The following is a 20,207-nucleotide window of genomic DNA, read 5'->3' on the forward strand; positions in this document are numbered from 1 at the left end:
TATGGACCTGATCAACGCCACCCGCATGCAGGCAGCCTATACTCAAGGCTTGCAAGTCGATGGCCGAGAACTGTTGGTGGTCGTAATCAAAGGGACTTTTCAAATACCCAAATGGGCCAATCAGGCGCCCGAGCTTGCCGAAGAACAAGTGCCATTGGTTTTCGCCGATACTTTCACCGGAGAACCGGGATTTTCAGCGCCGATTTACGAAAGCGACTTCGCGCCAAGAAAACCCCGCTGCGACGTGTTGCTACTCGGAACCGCCTATGCGCCGGAAGGCATGCCGGTCAATCAAATTCCGGTCGGCCTTAAAGTCGGCGATTTTAAGAAAGTATTTCGCGTCGTCGGCGATCGCGTTTGGCAAGCGGGTGCGGGCGGCATCTCGGCAGGACCTGCAGCGCCCTTTTTGCAAATGCCGATCACCTATGATCGCGCCTTCGGCGGCCTGGACGATTTTCATGTCGATCCCGAAAAACATAGCGCCTATCGGCCCAATCCGGTAGGGCTTGGCTATCATCAAATTCTGAGCAGCGATTTGGTTAACGGTTCACCGATGCCGAATACCGAGGAGAGCGAACGTTCGATCACGAATCCCGCCGGCGACTATCGACCGATGTCCTTCGGGCCAGTCGGGCGCAGTTGGGAGCCGCGCTACCGATTGGCCGGCACCTACGATCAAAACTGGACCGACAACATTTTTCCGTTCCTGCCGCCCGATTTCGATGAAGCCTATTTTCAGGCGGCGCCGCTGGATCAACAAATTCCATATTTGCAAGGCGGAGAAGAGATCGTGCTGGCCAATCTGACGCCGTCGGGACGTAACCGTTTTTGGTTGCCAAAAATAGACATGCCAGTCGTGTTTTTCCCGAAAAAAGGCGGCAAGGAAGAAGCCCGTGCAGTGATCGATACCTTGATCATCGAGCCCGATTCGGGGCGATTCACGATCACCTGGCGTATCGCACGACCGTTGAAGAAGAGTATGTTCGAAGTTTCACAAGTACTGGTCGGCGAAATGTCTCGGGCTTGGTGGCGTGCTCGGGAGTTGGGCAAGACCTATTATCCTTCGTTGGCGCATTTGGCTAAAGCCAATCGATCGGAAGCGGAGGAGGAATCTTGAGCGGTATTTCGTTAGCGATTACCGGTACCGGCCTGGTCACAGGCGTCGGCCTCGATGCGCCGGCGAGCTGTGCCGCGATTCGCTGTGCAATAGACAATTTTCAGGAAACCCGCTTCATGGACCAAGGCGGCGAATGGATCATGGGCTGCGAAGTGCCTCTCGAACAACCGTGGCGCGGCAAAACAAAGCTGATCAAAATGGCCGCCGCTGCGATCCGAGAATGCTTGTCCGGCAACCCGTTGATCAATCCCGCCGAGACGCCATTATTGCTTTGTTTGTCGGAGCACGACAGAAAAGGCCGAGTCATCGACGACGACAATCAGTTTTTTCATGATTTGCTCGAAGAACTGCAACTGGAATTTCATGAAAAATCGCTGGTCATCGCCGGAGGACATGTCGGCGTCGCACTCGCGCTGAGGCATGCCAGACCGCTAATTCAGGAGTTGAAACTCAAGCATGTGTTGATTGCCGCCACCGATAGTTTATTGGTCGCGCAGACGCTGGCGCATTATGAAGAACACGAGCGCTTGCTAACGAGCCAAAACTCCAACGGTTTCATACCCGGCGAGGCCGGCGCCGCGCTGGTGGTCGAACCGCTTCACGCCAAACAGGAGCCGCAATTGATTTGCGCCGGCTTGGGCTTCGGTGTCGAAAAGGCCCATATCTATTCAGAAGAGCCGTTGCGAGCGGATGGATTGACGGCTGCGATAAAAGAGTCCCTATCTGATGCCGGCTGCAACGAGAGTATTCTGGATTTTAAAATCACCGACATATCGGGAGAGCATTACTACTTTAAAGAAGCGAGTCTGGCTTTTAGCCGAATTGATCGCACAAAGAGGGAAGAATTCGATATCTGGCACCCGGCGGATTGTGTCGGCGAAGTTGGCGCGTCTTTAGGCATCGTTATGTTGGCGGTATTCAAATCCGCGAGTGAAAAAGGATATAGCAAAGGTCACCATGTTCTGGCTCATCTAGGCAACGACGATGGTAAGCGTTCTTCGATGATTTTTTTGGCAAAAGATTAAGGTTCAATAATGGCGAATGATGTCTTTGCTAATGGTCGTGAAATATCGTGCAAGAAAGCTGACGGTAAGACTATTTGCGAATTTCCAGACGTTTGTTTTACACCCCCGGAAAATCCCGCCACTCCACCAGGAGTCCCCATTCCTTATCCCAATACCGCTTTCGCCAAAGACACCGCGAAAGGCAGCAAGACTGTAAAAATATCCGGACAGGAGGTCATGCTGAAAAATAAGTCCTATTTTAAAACATCGACGGGTGATGAAGCAGGATGTGCGGCTAAGAAAGGAGTGATTACCAGTAAAATAAAAGGAAAGGCTTATTTCATAAGCTGGTCAATGGATGTGAAGTTTGAAGGAGAAAATGTTGTTCGTCATTTGGATATGACAACGAACAACCACGCCAGTCCCATGGCTAATGGAGCTGTTCCTATGGCATATACTGATTCAATGGTTCCACCAGAACTGCCGTCAAGCGATGATCCTTGTGAAAATGCCAAGAAAGAGAAAAAGCGTGCTTGCGAATCTATCCCAACACTAAAAAAAGGTAAAAAAGTTATTGAGAATTTAAAGAATCCTAAAATGACTGCACATATTACCTGTGAAGAGATTCAGGCACGGCTTAAAGGTTTCGATGATTGTCTAGCAGCAAGGAAAGAAGTTACAAAACACTGTTTTGGTGGTGTGACGGATGAAAGGCACGCTAAAGAGGAAGCAGCCCTTGCTAGAGGTAAGGCAAATACAATTGAACTTGGCAAGACGACCTCAGCTGCGCGCCCTAATCCGTGTTTCTAATCCAGTAGCCAAATAAACTTAGCTCGGTTATTAAATAGCCATGAATCTAAATCTTGTCATAATCATAATATTACTTCTGCCCATAGCCTCATCACAAATAACGGAGATACAAACTTCATGTCAGATGAGTTATTTACTGCGATAGATCAACACGATATTAAATTAGTTGCCAAATTACTTGCTGAAGGTGCGGATCCAAATGCCCACTATACTCAGCCACCTGAGTGGCGTCCCCTTGGTGCAGCTATAGAGGAGATCGAATTTGGAGGGGGAGTCGAAATTGTTCAACTTTTACTCAGCTACGGTGCTGATGTTAACGCTCCCTATATTAACAGCAAGCTTACTCCACTGCATGCGGCAATGTTTGTAGGAAGTTTCGAAGTACTTGAACTACTACTTAAGGCTGGCGCTGATCCAAATGCTTTGAGCGATGAAGACCGCTCACCGCTTCGATTCGCAGTGGAACAGGACGACCTTGAAATGGCTGCGCTTTTTCTAAAATATGGTGCTGAAAAAACAATCAACGATAGTGGTGGTTTTTGTGGATACACAGCCTTAGGATTGGCAACTCGGAAACTAAACGTTCAAATGATTGAACTGTTGCTTAATGCGGGAGCCGATCCGGACGCCACTGACTCAGATGGTCAAACTGCTCGAGATTATTTACCTACACGAGATAATCTGAATTATGAAGCATGGAACACAATAAATGAATTATTCTATTTTAACCGTCGTAATCTGTAACGGCCGTTCGGCAGATGAACATAGGGAGGATTTGCCTTGGCAATCCACCAATGAACGAAGCCACGATGCCGAAATGTTCGCCAAGGTTTCTGGGCGGCTTGCTGGTGCGAAACCGCCCTACTATTCTGATTTGATATTCGGGAGATTGCATGCCGAATTATCGGCGTAATTTTGTACCGGGCGGTTGTTATTTTTTACGGTCAATTTGCTGAATTTGTTGACCGACCATATCGATTTGCTGCGGGATTCTGTTTTTTACGGTGCGGCGTTTGCATCCTTTTCATATCGATGCGTGCTGTCGAGCAACCCCAGACTCTTCCGATCCCGTACTTTCAGAGTAAGAAGTTTTGCTCTACAAAATTTGCCTATTCTGTACTTTAGGCCCTTTATAGAGACTTTATGGAGGCATTGACGATGTCTTTAACGGCAACAACTGAACCGATGTCCCCGGAAGAATTCCTCGAATGGGAGGAACGGCAAAAAGATAAACACGAATTCATCGGCGGCGAAATTTTCGCAATGGTTGGCGTGACGCGTCAGCATGCCACGATAGCCGGGAACCTTTTTCGATTCCTTGGAAATCATCTTGCAGGGACGCCTTGCCGTGTCTAAATGGCCGACATGAAATTGAAACTGGACTTGGCGGATGCTTTTTTCTATCCGGATTTGTTTGTCACCTGTTCCGAGTCGGATCATAAAGCCGAACGCTATATGTCCGAGCCGCGTTTGATCGTCGAAGTTTTGTCCGAATCGTCTGAAGCTTATGACCGGGGAGAAAAGTTTGCCAACTACAGGAAATTTGCATTCTTGGCCGAATATGCATTGATCGACCCGGTCGGCCATAAAACGGAACTCTTTCGGCGGGACGATACCGGACATTGGGTGCTGTATGAATTCAGCGAGAATGAACCGGTTCATTTTTTAAGTGTAGACTTGGTAATCGATCAAGCTTCGCTTTTCGAGAATGCCGATTGAGATCGATGCATCAGTTATCCGAATAGAACTCAGGAAAACAAATTTTGCATACTCCAGGCGCAATAACCAAAAGAATCATTCCACGGATTCTCGAACAACATGTCGAAGAGGCTGCTTTCCTTTGGATTCTGCGCGATAGTGCTGTCGGCGCGCCGCATTATCAATTATCCGATCTTGCCAAGCTCGATAGTCGCATCGAAGCGCATCTCGATGGCCTACGCATTGGGGGTGCCGATGCTTGGCGGTTGTGCGAAGAAGCTTTGAAACTCGGTGAGGCCGGGGAGGTTTTTGCCGCAGGTGTCTTGGCGCTGGAAAGCAAGGATGCGAATCGCCTTGAACGCGTTCTCGAAACCGTGGCACAATTTCCGGAAACGTTGCGCGGTCTGGTTTCGGCCTTCGGTTGGGTTGCGCCGCAACGACTAGCCGGTACGGTCAAAAGCTATTTGACATCGCAGTCGCCATTACTCAGGCAGATCGGCATTGCCGCCTGCGCGGTTCATCGCGCCGATCCGGGACAGATTCTTGCCAATATCATCGCCGACGATGCGGCGCCGGTCCCACTCCAAACCTGCGCATTACGAACGGCCGGGCAACTCAAGCGCCGTGATCTGATCGACCCGATAAAAGGGCACCAGCAGGCCGACGATGAAACCGTGAAATTATGGGCCGCCTGGTCCTCGGTGCTGTTAGGCGATAGAAAACGGGCGATCGAAACATTGAAATCTGTAGCCTGTAATAAATCTCCGCTGGGTCAGCGTGCATTTGATTTGTTATTGCGCGCAATGTCTCCAACCGATGCGCATCTATGGCTGAGGAGTCTGGCCCAATTTCCGGAATGGCAACGCGATTTGGTCGTCGGCGTCGGCATTATCGGCGATCCGTTTTACGTTCCTTGGCTGATCAAGCAAATGAGCATTCCCGAGTTGTCGCGAGTGGCCGGCGAGGCGTTCAGCAGCATCACCGGAGTCGATATCGCTTATGAAGATTTGGACGACGAACCGCCGCAAGATTTCGAAGCGGGATCGACCGAAAATCCGGAAGATGAAGATGTCGCGATGGACAGCGACGAAGACTTACCCTGGCCTAGTCCTCTAAAAATAGTCGCTTGGTGGGACGCGAACAAGGAGCGTTTCAACCAAGGCGTTCGCTATTTATCAGGCATGCCGATCTCGGAATTGCAGTGTAAACGCGTATTGACCGAAGGTTATCAACGCCAGCGTAAGTCTACTGCCTTGGAGCTTGCGTTGATGCAAGCTGAGGAGCCTTTGTTCGAAGTGCGCGCTCCAGGATGGCGGCAACAGTCTTGGTTAAGCGAATAAGCGGGAGAACGTTCCATGTCGATATCCATTGCAGGATTGATTTTTTTGCTCGTTTCGATTGTATTTTTAGGTTTGGTATTGAGAGACTTTTGGACTCACCGGCGTTGCCTAACGGTACAGGCACGAATATGGTTACGGCTCGCGATGATTTTCGGTATTGTCGCCGTTTTGCTGTTGTTCGTGTAAAGACTTTACCGGCTTAATGAATTGGCAGTTACTTTTTAGAATAAACGGAATTTGTTTCTCATTTCCTTGCGCAGATAAGTATAGTCGACAATTATTTTCCAATCATTTTTGGTGTTGAATTCAATTGAATCCCAAGCGGCAATCTTAAAAACTTCGGTGCCGTCTTCGCGATAACTGTAATAGCCGATGCTGTCGTCATCGACTATGGTTAATCTCCCGAACGCCTGCAGCGAAGATGATTGGCGGCTGACCGGATCGATGAATAGATTCGTGCCGATATAATCGGAATTGGCGTCATAAATAATTAGGCCGTCGCTACGCATGATCCAGATATCCCGGTTTGTTTCATCTTGTTTCAGAATAGCCGTAAACAGTTTGGGCAGCACCTTTTCAGGCGACATTTTAGCCTCAAGATATTCGGTAATGCGGCCGTTCTTTTCGATCGGTACTCGGTATTTGATTATGAGGCGGTTGTTTTCGACGTCGGCGATCGGTTTTAGCTCATCGTTTTCTTCACTTGCGATAAACGCTCCTGTTAGCACTGAAATAGGTTGAATAGAAAACGAATCAAACTGAGGATAACGGTTTTGTAATTCTTCTAAGATCGATGACTCGGCAATGTCGCCGGAACCGAGTTTCTCTGCGGCTTGGTTTAGATTAGAAAATACCAATGCGATTTTCGATTGCAGCGCATGCACGATAGATCGTGCTTGTTGCTGTGAACGTTCTCCGTAAAAAGTGATTCGGCTTAAGGCTTGTTCGGCTTCATGATTAGCTTCCTTCATTTGATGCGCATAATGAAGCGAAAATCCCGCTCCGATACTAATGGTAATGAGTAGTAATGCGGTCGTGAAAACGGCAAATTTATTTTGCGCAAAAAAACGGCTTAATAATTCACGTCTTGAATAGGCATAGACATTGACCATGCGTCCGTCACGAAAAGCCTTCAATTCTTCAGCTAATTTTCCGGCATCGGTAAAACGCTGCAAAGGATTCTTATGCACGGCTTTTTCGCAGATCGCAATCAATTCCGGAGGTGCTGCAGTATTGAATCGTTTAGGAGAGGGGGTTTCGACATCTTTCTCCATTTGTTGCTGTATTACGGTAATCGAACCTCGGTATGGTTGGCTGCCGGTAATAATTTTATAGAGGATCATTCCTAGGCTGTAAACGTCCGATGTTTTATCCGCGCGGCCGCTGAATTGTTCCGGCGCCATATAGGCAGGTGTACCAAGCGCTTCCGATGTGCTTGAGTCGCTTAAACTATCGCGTTGGTGAGTGAGCGCTTCTCGGTAAAAATAGGTATTGTCGTCATCATCCAGCACCTGGGCCAATCCCCAATCGACCACGATGGTCTCGCCGAAATTACCGACAATGATATTCGCGGGTTTTAAATCGCGATGAATGACGCCTTTGGCATGCGCATAGGCTAAGGTATTGCAAACATCGATTAGAATATCCAAAAGTTGAATGCGTTGATTGAATCCGGTTTTGGGATCGGTATCGGATATTTTTTCGAATTTTCGAGCCAGCGTTTCGCCTTTAATGTAGCGCATCACATAATAAGGCCTACCGTCGTTTCGTTGCCCCAGCTCATAAACAGGAACAATGCCCGGGTGCTCAAGTTTTCCGGTAATTTTGGCTTCATGTAAAAACGAATGATCGAGTTCGACGTCGCCGCTTAGTTCATCCAGCATTTCCTTGACTGCGACTCGCCTGCCGATTGTTTCGTCATAGGCTAGATAAACCCGGCCGACGCCGCCTTGACCGAGAATATCGAGTACACTCAGATTCTTGAATCTCTGATTGCCGGAATTTTTATTGTCGGATTCAATAGTCAAAGGACGATTTGTGGCAAAACGTGTCGAGTCGTCTTCTTCGATCAGCGGCGTATTAGAATGAGAATCGTCGTTAAACATTGGGCCTCGGCTGCATTTAAGTGGGGGTCACAATTGGCGGTTTTTCGGTGTTGGACAACAATAAAATTCAAAAAGAATCAATGTAGTTCAATTTTAGACGTTTATCATTCGTCGTTTGCGGTAATGAGGTGAGGCTCACACTGAAATCAGAATAATTACCGACAAACTAAACAATGAGCCGATAACTTTTTGTAAAATCTTGAGAAAACTTACGGTTAATCTATTTTACAATCAGAGCAATTTAAAATCCTGATTTGCTGATAAAATGAGTCTTATTAGTGACGCTTATCAAATTTATTCTGGATTGGGGCAAAAATAAGCCGGTCATTGATGGCCTCGGTTGTTAAACCCGACAAAAATAATAACACCCAAGTAACTATTCAGCCCCCGTTAATTCTCGTTCCCATGCTCTACGTGGGAATGATAGGGGTGTGAATAATTACACACCCGATATCATCATTTTTTAAGTATTCCAAATTTAGGGGGAGTCATGTTAAACCAGTCGAAAGCAAAACCGAATAGGCCAGTTTTGTATAGTATCTCGTTGCCATCTTTGATAGCCATTAGTGCGTTAGCCATGCCTCCGGCCAGTTTCGCCCAATCGTCTTCTATCGACACGAGCCTGTTCAATTCTAGCCAACAAAACTTGATATCTACGTTACAAAATGTGTATTCCAATTGTTTTCTGCCGGATAATGAGACAATATCTGACTCTAGTTTATGTACACAATTAGATTCAATAAGCAATATTTTATTTGATCCTGAACAAGCCGCCAACATCTTCCAGCAACTCTCTCCGGAGCAACTCATTCAACAAGGCACCCAAGCAACTCGAATCACAGCGGGGCAACTTGGCTTAGTCGAAAGTACGCTCAAAAACCGGCTGTCCAAAATTCATTCCAGCCATCAAGGCAGCATTCAAACATCGGGATTTCAATTTTATCGAAACGGTCAGTCGGTGTCTGAGCTTGGCGGAGCGGCCGGCGATGATTTCGGACTGTTCGGTCACAATCTCGGCGTCTGGCTAAACATGAATATTCAAGTCGGCGATGTCAATAATACGTTTGAACAGGTCGGCTTCAATTACGACAACTACGGTTTTACCGGCGGTGCCGATTATAAGCTGACTGAAGATTTGGTTTTAGGGGGCGCTTTTAGTTATTTGCGTTCAAATGCCGATTTCAGCAGAAATCAAGGCGAAACGACGACCGATACCTATACCGGTTCGATCTACGGAACCTATTATTTTTGGGATAACTTTCATCTCGACGCGATCGCATCCTATGGCGGAAACCAATATGATACGGTCCGACGAATAAACTTTCAAAACGTCAGCACTGAAGCTAGCGGTTCGACCGGCGGCAATCAACATGCCTATAGTTTGGGGATTGGTTATGACTTTTCCTACGGCGCATTTAGTTTAACGCCTTATTTCAGAGGCAATTATGTCGGGCTTTCAGTCGATTCGTTTAGCGAAAGCGGCGGTGCGGGTTTTGGTATGGCGTTCAGCGATCAGAATGTTGACTCATGGACAACGACGCTGGGCGGCGAGACTTCCTATGCGTTCGGCTTGCCTTTCGGCGTCGTGATCGCGCAATTCAGAGCCGAATGGCATCATCAATACAAGGACGGTAGCCGAAATATCGGTGCCGGTTTTGTAGATGATCCTACCGGACAGCGTTTCAACATCGTTTCGCAAAGTGGTGACCGTAATTTCGCAACGATCGGAACGAGCTTGTCGGGTACTTTTGCCGACGGCTTATCGGGCTTCGTTTCGTATGATGTGATGCTAGGCTATCAAGACATCAGCAGCCACAGTATCAATTTTGGCGCTAGGATGGAGTTTTAAAAGCAAACACTATTCATCGAATGGAACGTTTTGGCATATATGTTAAAGCAGACATGATTTCAAGAACTTTTCTTTTATCAGTCATCACGCCAATATTTGTTTCTAAGTACATTGTGTCATTCTCGATTGAACGGGTTTGTCAATGTTATTCAGTTTGAGAGGAGGAAGTTGTTTTTGCATCCTATGCCTGATGCAATTCAGCCCCATCTCCGATGCTGCCGTTTGTACGTGGAATGGAAGCGAAAACTCGTTATGGAATAATCCAGCGAACTGGACTTGCAATCCGGTTCCCGACCCCTTAGCACCGCCCGCTAATGCCGACGAGGCTGTTATCGACATCGACGACACCGTCGACCTCGATATATCTCCGACGGTTTCGAAATTTACTTTAGCCGCCCAGAATGCCTTTTTGACTGGAAATCAGACACTTACTGCAACGGATTTTAATTACGATATGCAGGCAGGCGGTGTTGATGCAACTTTATCCGGAGATATTGGACTCGATAAAACGACCGGCGGCACGGTGACGTTGAGCGGCAACAACACCTACACCGGCACGACGACCGTTAGCGAAGGTGTCTTGGCGCTCGGCGCCGATGATATTTTTGCCGATAACTCCACTTTACTGATCAACGGCGGCGAACTGGCGCTTGGGAATTTCAACGACACGTTCGCCGGCGTCACCTTGGCTTCGGGTTCGATCAGCGGCAGCGGCACATTAACCTCCAACAGCACATTCAATCTGCAATCAGGAAGCATAGATGCGGTGCTGGCCGGAAGCGACGGTGCGACTAAAACAACCGACGGCATTGTGATGTTGAACGTTAATAACACCTATACCGGCACAACTACCGTTAGCGAAGGTGTCTTGGCGCTCGGCGCCGATGATATTTTTGCCGATAATTCCAATTTGCGAATCAACGGCGGCGAATTGGCGCTGGGTAATTTCAACGACACGGTCGCCGGCGTAACCTTGGAATCGGGTTCGATCAGCGGTAGCGGTACATTAACCTCCAACAGCACATTCAATCTGCAATCAGGAAGCATAGATGCGGTGCTGGCCGGAAGCGACGGTGCGACTAAAACAACCGACGGCATTGTGATGTTGAACGTTAATAACACCTATACCGGCACAACGACCGTTAGCGAAGGTGTCTTGGCGCTCGGCGCCGATGATATTTTTGCCGATAATTCCAATTTGCGAATCAACGGCGGCGAATTGGCGCTGGGTAATTTCAACGACACGGTCGCCGGCGTAACCTTGGAATCGGGTTCGATCAGCGGTAGCGGTACATTAACCTCCAACAGCACATTCAATCTGCAATCCGGAAGTATCGATGCTGTGTTGGCCGGCACTGATGGCGCGACTAAGACGACCGGCGGCACAGTAACATTGAACGGTAACAACACTTACACCGGCACGACAAATATCGAAGCCGGTGTTCTGAGTTTTACCGGCAGCCGAGTTCATACCGGAACCTTCATTGGAAACGGTACACTCGAATTCGGAGGAGGAGTGAACGAATTCGAGCCGGGTGCAGCGATTTCAACCGCGAACTTAAACTTCAGCGGCGGAACCAATCAATTAAATGCTGGCGTGACTATTTCGTCGCAATCAATAGAATTCAGTGGTGGAAATAATACGGTCGGGAACGACCTCCTTTTGTCGCCGGATTGGTTGACATTCAGCGGAGGCACGAACCTGATTGAGGAAGGTGCGGGGCTGAAAGCGACGAACGTCCTTTTCAGCGGAGGGACTACTGATATTCTGGGCGTCTACGAGTCTATCGGTACGACGACCGTTAATGGCGGGGTCGTAAACTTCGCCAATACTTCGCCAGATGCGGTCAAACTAGGACATACGTTGATAATTAATAACGGCGTCGTCACATTTCAGGCAGCCAGTCTCAAAGTCGACCAATTAAACCTAACCGGCGGCGTACTTTCCGGACCCGGAGACTTGACGGTCACTTCGGCATTGTTATCCGGAGGAGAGATGCAAGGGCCCGGGCGTTTGATCATCGAAGGGACCGGCGGAACCTCCACCAATTTATTGCTGAGCGGCGATTTTGTCTTAAATAACGAATCGGTATTGCTCAATTCGGGCAATGTGGTCGTGTCTGCCGGGGCATCGTTAACAGGAGAAGGAACCTATATACAAACCGCCGGAAGTACACAGGTCGATGGAATATGGCTTCAAAACCTGACGAATATCCAAGCAGGCGTTTTCGGCGGTAACGGCATCATCGGCGGCAAATTAATTAACGAAGGCTTGGTGGGTGGGGCCGGTTCCAATCTGATGCTGAATGGGCCGGTTGCCGGGACGGGAGCCTACGGCGGAACTGTCATATTCAACAATACCTTTTCGCCGGGTCCGGCACCCGATGGCTTGGGTATCGCTCATATCGACGCTCCGTCTGCCGATCTGGTTTTTACCGGTAATAGCACCCTGAATATTGAATTCGGCGGTGTAAACGGCGCATTGGTAACCGATTCGATTACCGCTCGTAGCATCGACATACAAGGCGCTCAGTTGAACCTTACGCGCTTGGCGGGTCAACCCGACTTTTCACCGTCACAAGCGTTTGCACAAGCGGCGATCTTAACAACAACGACCGGAACGATTACCGGCAATTTTAACGAAAATATCGACTGCCCGGCCGACTCGAACGATCTTTATGTATTTTCCAAGCAAGAAAAAGCATTTTTGTTGACCATAGTGCCGCGTTTGCCGAATATCGTGCCGGCCGATGTCCAATCGCTGGCAAGTGCGCTACAGCAAATCGACTGCAGTCCCTCGACGCCTGCCGGCCTGCAAAGTTTACTCAACAGTTTGAAGCCCTTTTTGACTGAAGGGCTTTCAGATACCGACAAAGTTAATCAATTTATTAATGCCTTGAGACAAATTAGCCCGAAACAAATGGCGGTTGAGCAAGCCTTATCCGGGCAAGTCACTAAGCTGCAAAGCAGTCATGTCGTTCAGCGCATGGACAGTCAACGATCGGCATCGGTTTCTAGTTCAGCTCCTTCTGTCAGCGTGAGCACGGTAACGGCCGCGCCTCCTTCAGCGGATAAGCAAGCGCCGGTAGGAACTCCCTCTGCAGCGACTTTTTCGGTCGACATGCATTCCGATAGCGATATCAGAGACACCGGTTCTATGTTTAAAAATCTTGGCCTATTTATCAACGGTCAATTCGAATGGGTCGATAGAACGGCAACGGTGACTCAGCGAGGCTATAATTCAATTCTTTACGGTGTAACGGCCGGCGCCGATTATTGGTTTGGCGACAAATTGTTATTAGGATTGTCGGTTGGTTACGGTAATACAACATCAGACATTGCACTAGGCGGCGGTAATCAGACGGTCGACGGATATACCTTGTCGCTATTCGGGTCCTTGAATCTGACCGAAAATTGGTATGTCGATTTTGTAAACGGCTTTTCTTACAATCAATATCAGACGAAACGGACTGCATTTTACACCGATGCCAACGGATTCGATGTTCGAGAAAACGCACTGAGCGAAACCGATGGTTGGCTAAATCGCATTGCCTTGAGCACCGGTTATGATTTTTTTATTCAGGAATGGACATTAGGTTTACGCGCGCGGGCGGAATACGGCCATAATTACATTGCAGGGCGTGAGGAGCGGGGAGCCAAACTCGGCATGAACCTGGTCATTGATGATCAGCAATACGACTCGGTTACCAGTAGTTTCGGCGGCATGATCGCACATGCATACAGCGCACCGTTCGGCGTTATTTTTTCACAAGTCAATATCGAATGGGAACGGCAATGGATTGATAGACAGCCTGCGATGACAACCCGTTTCGTAGAAGCACCGGATATTCATTTTACGACCGATTCTTTTTCGGTCGATCAAGATTATGTCAACGTCAGGGCTGCGGTATCCGCACAATTACCCTATGGCGGATCGGCATTCGTTCAGTATGATACAACTATAGGGCAACAGCTTGTTTCAAGACATGCGGTTAATGTCGGGATTCGGATAGAATTTTAATCGACTGTTTGCTAGTAATTTAATATTTTTTTCTTTAACGCCAATAATTCGTCATGCTTGGGTATCGCTTCGAGCCCTTCTTCAATTTTGCTTAGGCTTTCATCGTATTTTCCTTCAGCATATAATTGCTGGGCTTGTTCTGCCAAGATATCGGCAATCTTCTTTAAACCGTTTTTGGCTTCTTTATTATAAGGGTCGATTTCGAGCGCTTGTCGATACGACCATAAAGCATTACTGCCGGTCGGGGCGGTCAGATAACCGACTTCAAAATGTATCTCAGCCAGTTCCAGTAAGTCTTTGACCTTAAGTTGTTGCTTTGGCGTTAGTTCAATAATTTTATCTTGAAGCGGGTCGGTTTCCTGCGATAGTTTGATATAGCCTCCGGTCGTAACGACAATGGCTATTATAGCCATTGTGCCCAGAATAATCGGTAGGGGCGATCGTGGCTGCAAATCGGTGATGAACTGCTTGACCGAGGGAGTGCGATCTTTTCTTTCCAAGGCCAAGGCGCGCTGCAGACCTTTCCACTGCCGACGACTTAGGCTAGGCACCGCTTTAGGCTGCAGATTAAGCTCATAGGCTTTGAGTGCCGATAATTTTCCGTAAGGATGCTTTCCAGTCAAAACTTCATAGATGACGCAAGCAAGCGCGTAAACATCGTCGCTAGGGTCGGGCTCTTTATTAGAAAACATTTCCAGACTGGCATAAGCCGGCGTCAATGCGCCTAAGTCCCTACGAGCATCGAAAACGGTTTCGTCCTGTTCCTTATCGGGGCGACTTACCGCACAAGCGATACCAAAATCGAGAACCTTGACTTCGCCGTTCTCTAATATCGAAACATTGCCCGGTTTAAAGTCGGAATGGATAATGCCGTTTTTATGCGCATAAGCCAAAGCCAAGCACATGCCTTTGATAATGTGCCAGGCTTTTTTGAACGGCATACCGTTAGGAATAACTTTATTGATGTAGTCTTTTAGTGATTGGCCGGTCAACACTTCCATCGACATAAAAATATGCGATCGGTCTCTGTCGAAGTCATAGACGGTAATGATATTCGGATGAGCCAGTGTTTGAGCCTTTCTTGTCTCCCGTTGCAAAGCAATATAGGAAGTTGGGTTATCCTTGAATTCGTCGTTTAAAATTTTCAATGCGACATAAGGAGACTTATCTTGAGCTTCCTGTTTGCGTAAATCCAGCGCTTTATAAACGACGCCCATGCCGCCGCTACCGAGTAATTCCTCCAGTATGAAACGGTCTTTTAACACCGAGCCGATACCAATTTTTTCAGATTCGGTTGAGCTAAATCCCGATGATCCGGAATATCTAGTGCCGCGAGTCGTATTAATCGTTTGTCCGGATGTTATATCAACCGAACTAACCGCACCCCTTTGGGCTGTGGATTCGAAACGATCAGTCAACCGGGTATTCTCGAAGTCAACATTCGGTTGAATGCTTTCGCCCGGTTTTGGTGTATTGGTTTTTGTTGTTGGCCGGACAATGGTTTCATCTTGCTCGTGAGAGGACGTGCTTATTCGTGTTTCGTCGGCATTATGCAGAGATAGGGTTGTTTGTGCGATTAAACCCTGGTGAATTTGCGGTGGTAAATAGCCCTGTTCAAAGAAGTCATCCAGCAACTTGCGCAGTTCGCCTGATTGTTCGGGATGTTGGCTAAGCAGCTGACGCATTTGTTTCGACAAATCGCCGAAGGTTGTTTCACCTTCGCGAAAAGAATTAAATACCTGAACAAAGTGGCTTAATGGGGTTTCCATGATTTTCCGGTGAATCGGTCTGTAACGGCTCTTAATGAGCGAAATGATAATGCAAAATAATAGGCGGGAATAGTGAATGGTAAATAGTAAAAGGTGAAAGGTAAATAGTGAATGACTAGCCGGACGGGTTTTGTAAACCCAGCGGTGCTTGTAAAAAAGCGGAAATGTCTCTACCAACTGCAGTAAGCGCAGGCTACTGAATTCAATAGAGAACAATTAATAAGTATTTCCGAACCTAAATCCAGGCAAGCAGTCTATTCACTATTCACCCTCTTAAACACCATCAGCGTAATATCGTCATTAAACACTTCGGTTTGGCAAAATTGTTTGAGCTGTTGAACAATATGATCGATTATGGTGTTCGGCTCGTATTCAATGGACTGAGAAAAAATATCCACGAGCCGTTCGGTACCGAAAAAGTCGCCTTGGGGGTTTTCCGCCTCGGTCAAGCCGTCCGTGTAAAGAAGTAAACAATCGCCTTCGGCCAGCATAGTCCTTTTTTCCTCGAATTCGACATGTTCCCGAACGCCGACGATGAGACCGTCCGTGTCGAGTTGCTCGCATTGAGCTCGATCACGACGGTAAAGTAGAGGAGGCGGATGTCCGGCATTGGCATACTTTAAGTGGTGAGTTTGCGTATCGTATTGCAGGTAGAATAAGGTGATAAAGTAGTCGGAATGGTTGAGATCGGCAAACAGAAAGTCGTTTAACACATTAAGCGTTTGCGCCGGCGATGCCGGCCAATGTGCTTGCGCCCTAATGGCGCTTCTTGCCGAAACCATAAATAAAGCGGGTCCCACGGCATGACCTGAGACGTCGGCAATGACTATGTCGAGATGTGTTTCGTCACGGTAAAAATAATCGAAATAATCGCCTCCGACTTGCGTTGCAGGTAGGCAAAACCCGGTGATTTTGAACTGATTCGATATAATCGGTGCAGAGGGAAGCAACGATGCTTGTATGTTTTGAGCAATTCTCATTTCATTTTGCGCAATGGCTAAATTGACCTGGGCCATGCGTATTTGGCGTTCGGCAGCTTTTCGCCCGGTAATATCATGCACAAATCCGCTGAATTCGTAAGCATGGCCGATTTTTAGCGGCGCTACACTGAGTTCGATAGGAAATTCGACACCATTCTTACGTAAAGCGATCTGTTCGGTCAGTTTATTCAAAACCGGGCTTTTGCCGGTTTGCAAAAAAGTTTGCAGTTCGTCGTTCAGCGATTTACGAAAGCGTTTAGGAACAATCAACCCGGCGACATTTTGACCTATTGCTTCCTCGCGAGACCATCCGAACATGAGTTCGGCTCTTTGGTTCCAATCGGTAATGATGCCGTAGGAATCCATGATGATAATGGCATTGAGCGCGGTTTCTATAATTAACCGTGTTCTTTTCTCACTTTCTATTAATGCGTCTTCATAATGTTTACGTGCCGTGATATCCCTGTCCACGCCGCGCCATTTAATCAAATTGCCTTGTTTGTCGGTAATCGGTAATCCGGTAGATTCAGCGATTACTTCGTGTCCGTCTTTATGACGATAATGATTCAGTAGTGAATAGAAAGGTTTATGTACCGAAGAGTAAGGCTGAAAGCTGGTTTGATCTTGAGGTGTCAATAGCTCGGTATAGTGCTTTCCTAAGACGTCTTCAGGGGTATAGCCGATGATGGTCTCGACCGCATTACTGCTATAGATGTAATATCCGTTCGGATCTTGCTCCCACAGCCATTCTCCGGTCATTTCGGCCATTTGCCGAAAGCGTTCCTCGCTTTCCTTAAGTGCCGCTTCAAAATGCTTGCGTTCGGTGATATCTTCTTCGACAGCGAGAACGTGAGTAATTTGACCTTGGCTGTTTTTTATGGTGCTGATGCTTTCAAACGCCCAGTAATTTTCACCGTTTTTCTTTTGATTTTTAATTTCTCCGCGCCATTCGCCCCGACTTAACAGTTGTTGCCACATGTTTAGATATTGCTCGGCTGTCGTATCGCCCGACTGCAAAATTTTCGGGTTAAAACCGAGTAGTTCTTCCTTAGCGTATCCGGTCATTTCACAGAATTTCGGATTAATGTATTCGATGCGCCCGGAAGGGTCGGTGATAATAACTGCGCTAGCGCTTTGCTCAACGGCTCTGAGCATTAAAATAAGGTTGATGTCGAGCTGAGTTTTTTCACCAAGCTTTTGAATTAGCAAAGCAAATCGGCTTACATTATCGGCTTCGCTTAAAGCAAGACGGCATAATGAAATCAATGCGGGAAATGGAGAATCGGTTGCATCCTTCAGTTCGGCTTGAAAACTGATGCTGGTTTGCTCGAAAGGCATTTTCTCCAGCATTTCCTGCCAAAATTTCTCAGGATTAGACGATGATAATAGTCTGTCGAGAGGTTTATCGATTAGCTGTTGCGTTTGATAACCAAAAAGCGCGATTGCGCTTTCGTTGACTGCTTCGATAACCGGTGTCGAAGGTGTCCGGTTTTCAATACTGGCGATGATTAAGCTTAAAACCGGGCCGTCGATAAACGAATGCATGTTAATCGGTTTATATGGTAGTGTGAATCAAAAGACTGGGCAGTAGTAATCGATCAAAAATTAAAAAAACTGTGGATTATCGGCGACAAAACCATGTACCTTCGATTTGGGCTTAAAGTCCGGGGCTATCCAAGGTTGAATATCTTCATCGACTAAGTATTCAGCCAGCCATTGTGCTTGCCCGCGTATCGGCAAAATAAAGGCATATAGTTTACCGTTAGGTAGTTCGGCGACATCACCGATTGCAAAGATGGCCGGATCGGTGGTTTGCATGAATGAATTCACCTTTATCCCTCGGTTGACAGCCAGTCCCGCTGCGGCAGCAATTTCAGTTCTCGGCTTGAATCCACAAGAGACTAGAGCCACATCAAATTTACCGCCGTTATTGGAATTAACAAGTATTTCGTCGCCTTTCTTGTCGATGCCGGTGACAGATTGGTTAAATAAAACGTTAACTCCGCTATTTTTCAAAATTTTAAGCAGTTTTGCCGAGTCTCCATTGCTCAGCTGCCGCTCCATCAAACGATCCATGGCATGAAACAAGCTGACTTTATCGCCCGAAACGGCTAAATCCGATGCCACTTCGCAACCGATTAAGCCACCGCCTATAATCGCCCAATGAGGCGGTTTGTTCTTGTTCAACAACGTTTTGCGTATCTGACGTAATTCTTTGAGGTCGGCCAAGCTGTTAAGGAGATGAAAATTATTGCGATCGACCATTAAGGTCGGCGGGATGAAGGCTGCAGAGCCTTGGGCTAAAACTAGAACATCATAGTCTATAGTTGTTTTTATCGATCCGGCTGCCAAATTGACGATTTTATGGTGGCGATCGATAAGTTCCGCTTCGGTCTCTGTTAGAACTTCAATTCCTTTTTGGCGAATAGTTTCAAATGTTTTGAGAATGATGGATTGCTCTATAGCATCCTTGCTGAAGCCGTGAGAAAGCAACGGCCGAGAATAAAAGCCGTCGCTTTCCCGTGTTATCACGGTGATATGAGCGTCCGGGTTTAAAGTATGTAGTTTTTCGGCAAAGGTTATGCCGGCAAACCCCGATCCGATTATCACGACTTTCATGGAAATAGTACTTAGAGTGGCTCGAAAGCGCTTTTTTCAGCTCCGCACTCAGGGCAAACCCAATCATCAGGAATATCATCCCAACGAGTACCTGGGGCGATTCCGCTATCCGGATCGCCTAATTGCTCGTCGTAAATATGTCCGCATTCTAAACATTGATATTTTTTATAATCGGCCATGAAGTTACCTTAATTAATAGTGAGTAAAATAGTCGTACCAAAAACAATTTTCTATGAAATACCGATAGTGATTTATTTATAACTCAATTAGCTAAGCCAAAGCAAACATGAGTTTTAACATAACAATCAAGCCAAAGTATCCAGTTCAAGCCTTTCGAGAATCATTTCGCTGCCGGCCGTAAGCCGAGTTTCCCGACTTTGGCAGATTGGGCAATAGAGCCGATTAGCCGGTACCTCCGACTCGATGCTGCACTGTTCGCAGACGATTTGCGCCGCTTGTCGTTCAATAATCAAAACGGCACCATCGGCTATCGTATCAACGCGATTGATTTCAAAAGCACTTTGCAACAATAAAGGCTCTACACCCGATAAAACACCGATTTTAACCGTGATGCTGGCAACTTTTGTCGCTTGATTTTGCCGGGCCAGACTTTTTACCTGATCCAGCAAATCCTCGCATAGCGACAGTTCATGCATGCTCCGCATCCTCGGTCAGCATTTGATCGAGTAATTCCCAGGTCGATCGTGCTTCTTCTGCACTGATTTTCTGGATTGCGTAGCCGACATGGATGAGAACATAATCGCCGATGGCTATCGGCTCATCCTGCAGTAGAAACAAACTGACTTCTCGTTCGATGCCTTTGGTCGAACAAACAGCGCGACTACCGTTAATAGAGGCAATTTGCATAGGAATGGCAAGACACATGAGAATTCCC

General features: G+C 47.3%; 16 protein-coding genes and 1 pseudogene. 10 read left to right on the plus strand and 7 right to left on the minus strand.

Annotation, left to right across the window (positions count from 1 at the left end; translation table 11 throughout):
* Nucleotide 1: 1 nt before the first annotated feature.
* The 8 genes and pseudogenes from ACINK7_RS10235 (at nt 2) to ACINK7_RS10270 (ending at nt 6,155) form a co-directional block, all read left to right on the plus strand.
* Nucleotides 2-1,117 carry a DUF2169 domain-containing protein gene (locus ACINK7_RS10235; RefSeq protein ID WP_404361252.1) on the plus strand — a complete coding sequence of 372 codons (1,116 nt, stop codon included), beginning with the start codon at nt 2-4 and terminating at the stop codon, nt 1,115-1,117.
* Complete coding sequence (locus tag ACINK7_RS10240; RefSeq protein ID WP_404361253.1) at nt 1,114-2,142, plus strand: hypothetical protein; 1,029 nt, start codon at nt 1,114-1,116, stop codon at nt 2,140-2,142. Before ACINK7_RS10235 ends, ACINK7_RS10240 begins: the two co-directional genes overlap by 4 nt.
* A gap of 9 nt (nt 2,143-2,151) precedes the next feature.
* Nucleotides 2,152-2,931, plus strand: coding sequence for a DUF4150 domain-containing protein (locus tag ACINK7_RS10245; RefSeq protein WP_404361254.1), 780 nt, complete (start codon nt 2,152-2,154; stop codon nt 2,929-2,931).
* Between the two features lie 117 nt (nt 2,932-3,048).
* The gene (locus tag ACINK7_RS10250; RefSeq protein ID WP_404361255.1) at nt 3,049-3,675 is read left to right on the plus strand and encodes an ankyrin repeat domain-containing protein; all 627 of its coding nucleotides are present in this window, start codon (nt 3,049-3,051) and stop codon (nt 3,673-3,675) included.
* Nucleotides 3,641-3,844, plus strand: a complete 204-nt coding sequence (locus ACINK7_RS10255) for a hypothetical protein (protein ID WP_404361256.1) — start codon at nt 3,641-3,643, stop codon at nt 3,842-3,844. The genes ACINK7_RS10250 and ACINK7_RS10255 overlap by 35 nt, the downstream gene beginning before the upstream one ends.
* 272 nt (nt 3,845-4,116) lie before the next feature.
* A pseudogene (locus ACINK7_RS10260) lies at nt 4,117-4,650 on the plus strand (Uma2 family endonuclease).
* 44 nt (nt 4,651-4,694) lie between these two features.
* Nucleotides 4,695-5,969, plus strand: a complete 1,275-nt coding sequence (locus ACINK7_RS10265) for a TIGR02270 family protein (RefSeq protein ID WP_404361257.1) — start codon at nt 4,695-4,697, stop codon at nt 5,967-5,969.
* A 15-nt stretch (nt 5,970-5,984) separates the two neighbouring features.
* Nucleotides 5,985-6,155, plus strand: coding sequence for a hypothetical protein (locus ACINK7_RS10270; protein ID WP_404361258.1), 171 nt, complete (start codon nt 5,985-5,987; stop codon nt 6,153-6,155).
* Nucleotides 6,156-6,190: 35 nt separating this feature from the next.
* Here the strand turns inward: ACINK7_RS10270 and ACINK7_RS10275 are convergent, their stop codons facing one another.
* The gene (locus ACINK7_RS10275) at nt 6,191-8,074 is read right to left on the minus strand and encodes a protein kinase (protein ID WP_404361259.1); all 1,884 of its coding nucleotides are present in this window, start codon (nt 8,072-8,074) and stop codon (nt 6,191-6,193) included.
* 490 nt (nt 8,075-8,564) lie between these two features.
* Between ACINK7_RS10275 and ACINK7_RS10280 the strand changes: the two genes are divergently transcribed.
* Together ACINK7_RS10280 and ACINK7_RS10285 are read left to right on the plus strand one after the other, a co-directional pair.
* Nucleotides 8,565-9,923, plus strand: a complete 1,359-nt coding sequence (locus tag ACINK7_RS10280) for an autotransporter outer membrane beta-barrel domain-containing protein (protein WP_404361260.1) — start codon at nt 8,565-8,567, stop codon at nt 9,921-9,923.
* A gap of 190 nt (nt 9,924-10,113) precedes the next feature.
* A complete protein-coding gene (locus tag ACINK7_RS10285) occupies nt 10,114-13,944 on the plus strand; it encodes an autotransporter domain-containing protein (protein WP_404361261.1) in 3,831 nt (1,276 codons plus the stop codon).
* Nucleotides 13,945-13,955: 11 nt separating this feature from the next.
* On the opposite strand, the gene ACINK7_RS10290 is transcribed toward ACINK7_RS10285, so the two are convergent.
* The 6 genes from ACINK7_RS10290 to ACINK7_RS10315 all read right to left on the minus strand — a co-directional run bounded on the left by ACINK7_RS10290 (nt 13,956) and on the right by ACINK7_RS10315 (nt 20,197).
* Nucleotides 13,956-15,713: a protein kinase gene (locus tag ACINK7_RS10290; RefSeq protein WP_404361262.1), complete on the minus strand. Its 1,758-nt coding sequence runs from the start codon at nt 15,711-15,713 to the stop codon at nt 13,956-13,958.
* A gap of 254 nt (nt 15,714-15,967) precedes the next feature.
* The gene (locus tag ACINK7_RS10295; protein WP_404361263.1) at nt 15,968-18,238 is read right to left on the minus strand and encodes a PAS domain S-box protein; all 2,271 of its coding nucleotides are present in this window, start codon (nt 18,236-18,238) and stop codon (nt 15,968-15,970) included.
* Nucleotides 18,239-18,298: 60 nt separating this feature from the next.
* Entirely contained in the window at nt 18,299-19,312 is a 1,014-nt protein-coding gene (locus ACINK7_RS10300) for an NAD(P)/FAD-dependent oxidoreductase (protein WP_404361264.1), read from the minus strand.
* Between the two features lie 11 nt (nt 19,313-19,323).
* Nucleotides 19,324-19,491, minus strand: coding sequence for a rubredoxin (locus ACINK7_RS10305; RefSeq protein WP_404361265.1), 168 nt, complete (start codon nt 19,489-19,491; stop codon nt 19,324-19,326).
* Between the two features lie 126 nt (nt 19,492-19,617).
* On the minus strand, nt 19,618-19,968 hold the full coding sequence (hypA, locus tag ACINK7_RS10310; protein ID WP_404361266.1) for a hydrogenase maturation nickel metallochaperone HypA: 351 nt from the start codon (nt 19,966-19,968) through the stop codon (nt 19,618-19,620).
* Nucleotides 19,961-20,197 (minus strand): HypC/HybG/HupF family hydrogenase formation chaperone, encoded by a 237-nt coding sequence (locus tag ACINK7_RS10315; RefSeq protein WP_341328889.1) that lies wholly within the window; start codon nt 20,195-20,197, stop codon nt 19,961-19,963. Before ACINK7_RS10315 ends, hypA begins: the two co-directional genes overlap by 8 nt.
* Nucleotides 20,198-20,207: the final 10 nt, after the last annotated feature.

It is taken from the genome of Methylotuvimicrobium sp. KM1, from assembly GCF_044788715.1.
Taxonomy (GTDB): Bacteria; Pseudomonadota; Gammaproteobacteria; order Methylococcales; family Methylomonadaceae; genus Methylotuvimicrobium.

Excerpts from the sequence above, each read along its gene's own strand:
- ACINK7_RS10235 (WP_404361252.1), top strand. The coding sequence starts at position 2 with ATGGACCTGATCAACGCCACCCGCATGCAGGCAGCCTATACTCAAGGC.
- ACINK7_RS10245 (WP_404361254.1), top strand. The coding sequence starts at position 2,152 with ATGGCGAATGATGTCTTTGCTAATGGTCGTGAAATATCGTGCAAGAAA.
- ACINK7_RS10250 (WP_404361255.1), top strand. The coding sequence starts at position 3,049 with ATGTCAGATGAGTTATTTACTGCGATAGATCAACACGATATTAAATTA.
- ACINK7_RS10255 (WP_404361256.1), top strand. The coding sequence starts at position 3,641 with ATGAATTATTCTATTTTAACCGTCGTAATCTGTAACGGCCGTTCGGCA.
- ACINK7_RS10270 (WP_404361258.1), top strand. The coding sequence starts at position 5,985 with ATGTCGATATCCATTGCAGGATTGATTTTTTTGCTCGTTTCGATTGTA.
- ACINK7_RS10275 (WP_404361259.1), bottom strand. The coding sequence starts at position 8,074 with ATGTTTAACGACGATTCTCATTCTAATACGCCGCTGATCGAAGAAGAC.
- ACINK7_RS10280 (WP_404361260.1), top strand. The coding sequence starts at position 8,565 with ATGTTAAACCAGTCGAAAGCAAAACCGAATAGGCCAGTTTTGTATAGT.
- ACINK7_RS10285 (WP_404361261.1), top strand. The coding sequence starts at position 10,114 with ATGCAATTCAGCCCCATCTCCGATGCTGCCGTTTGTACGTGGAATGGA.
- ACINK7_RS10290 (WP_404361262.1), bottom strand. The coding sequence starts at position 15,713 with ATGGAAACCCCATTAAGCCACTTTGTTCAGGTATTTAATTCTTTTCGC.
- ACINK7_RS10295 (WP_404361263.1), bottom strand. The coding sequence starts at position 18,238 with ATGCATTCGTTTATCGACGGCCCGGTTTTAAGCTTAATCATCGCCAGT.
- ACINK7_RS10300 (WP_404361264.1), bottom strand. The coding sequence starts at position 19,312 with ATGAAAGTCGTGATAATCGGATCGGGGTTTGCCGGCATAACCTTTGCC.
- ACINK7_RS10305 (WP_404361265.1), bottom strand. The coding sequence starts at position 19,491 with ATGGCCGATTATAAAAAATATCAATGTTTAGAATGCGGACATATTTAC.
- hypA (WP_404361266.1), bottom strand. The coding sequence starts at position 19,968 with ATGCATGAACTGTCGCTATGCGAGGATTTGCTGGATCAGGTAAAAAGT.
- ACINK7_RS10315 (WP_341328889.1), bottom strand. The coding sequence starts at position 20,197 with ATGTGTCTTGCCATTCCTATGCAAATTGCCTCTATTAACGGTAGTCGC.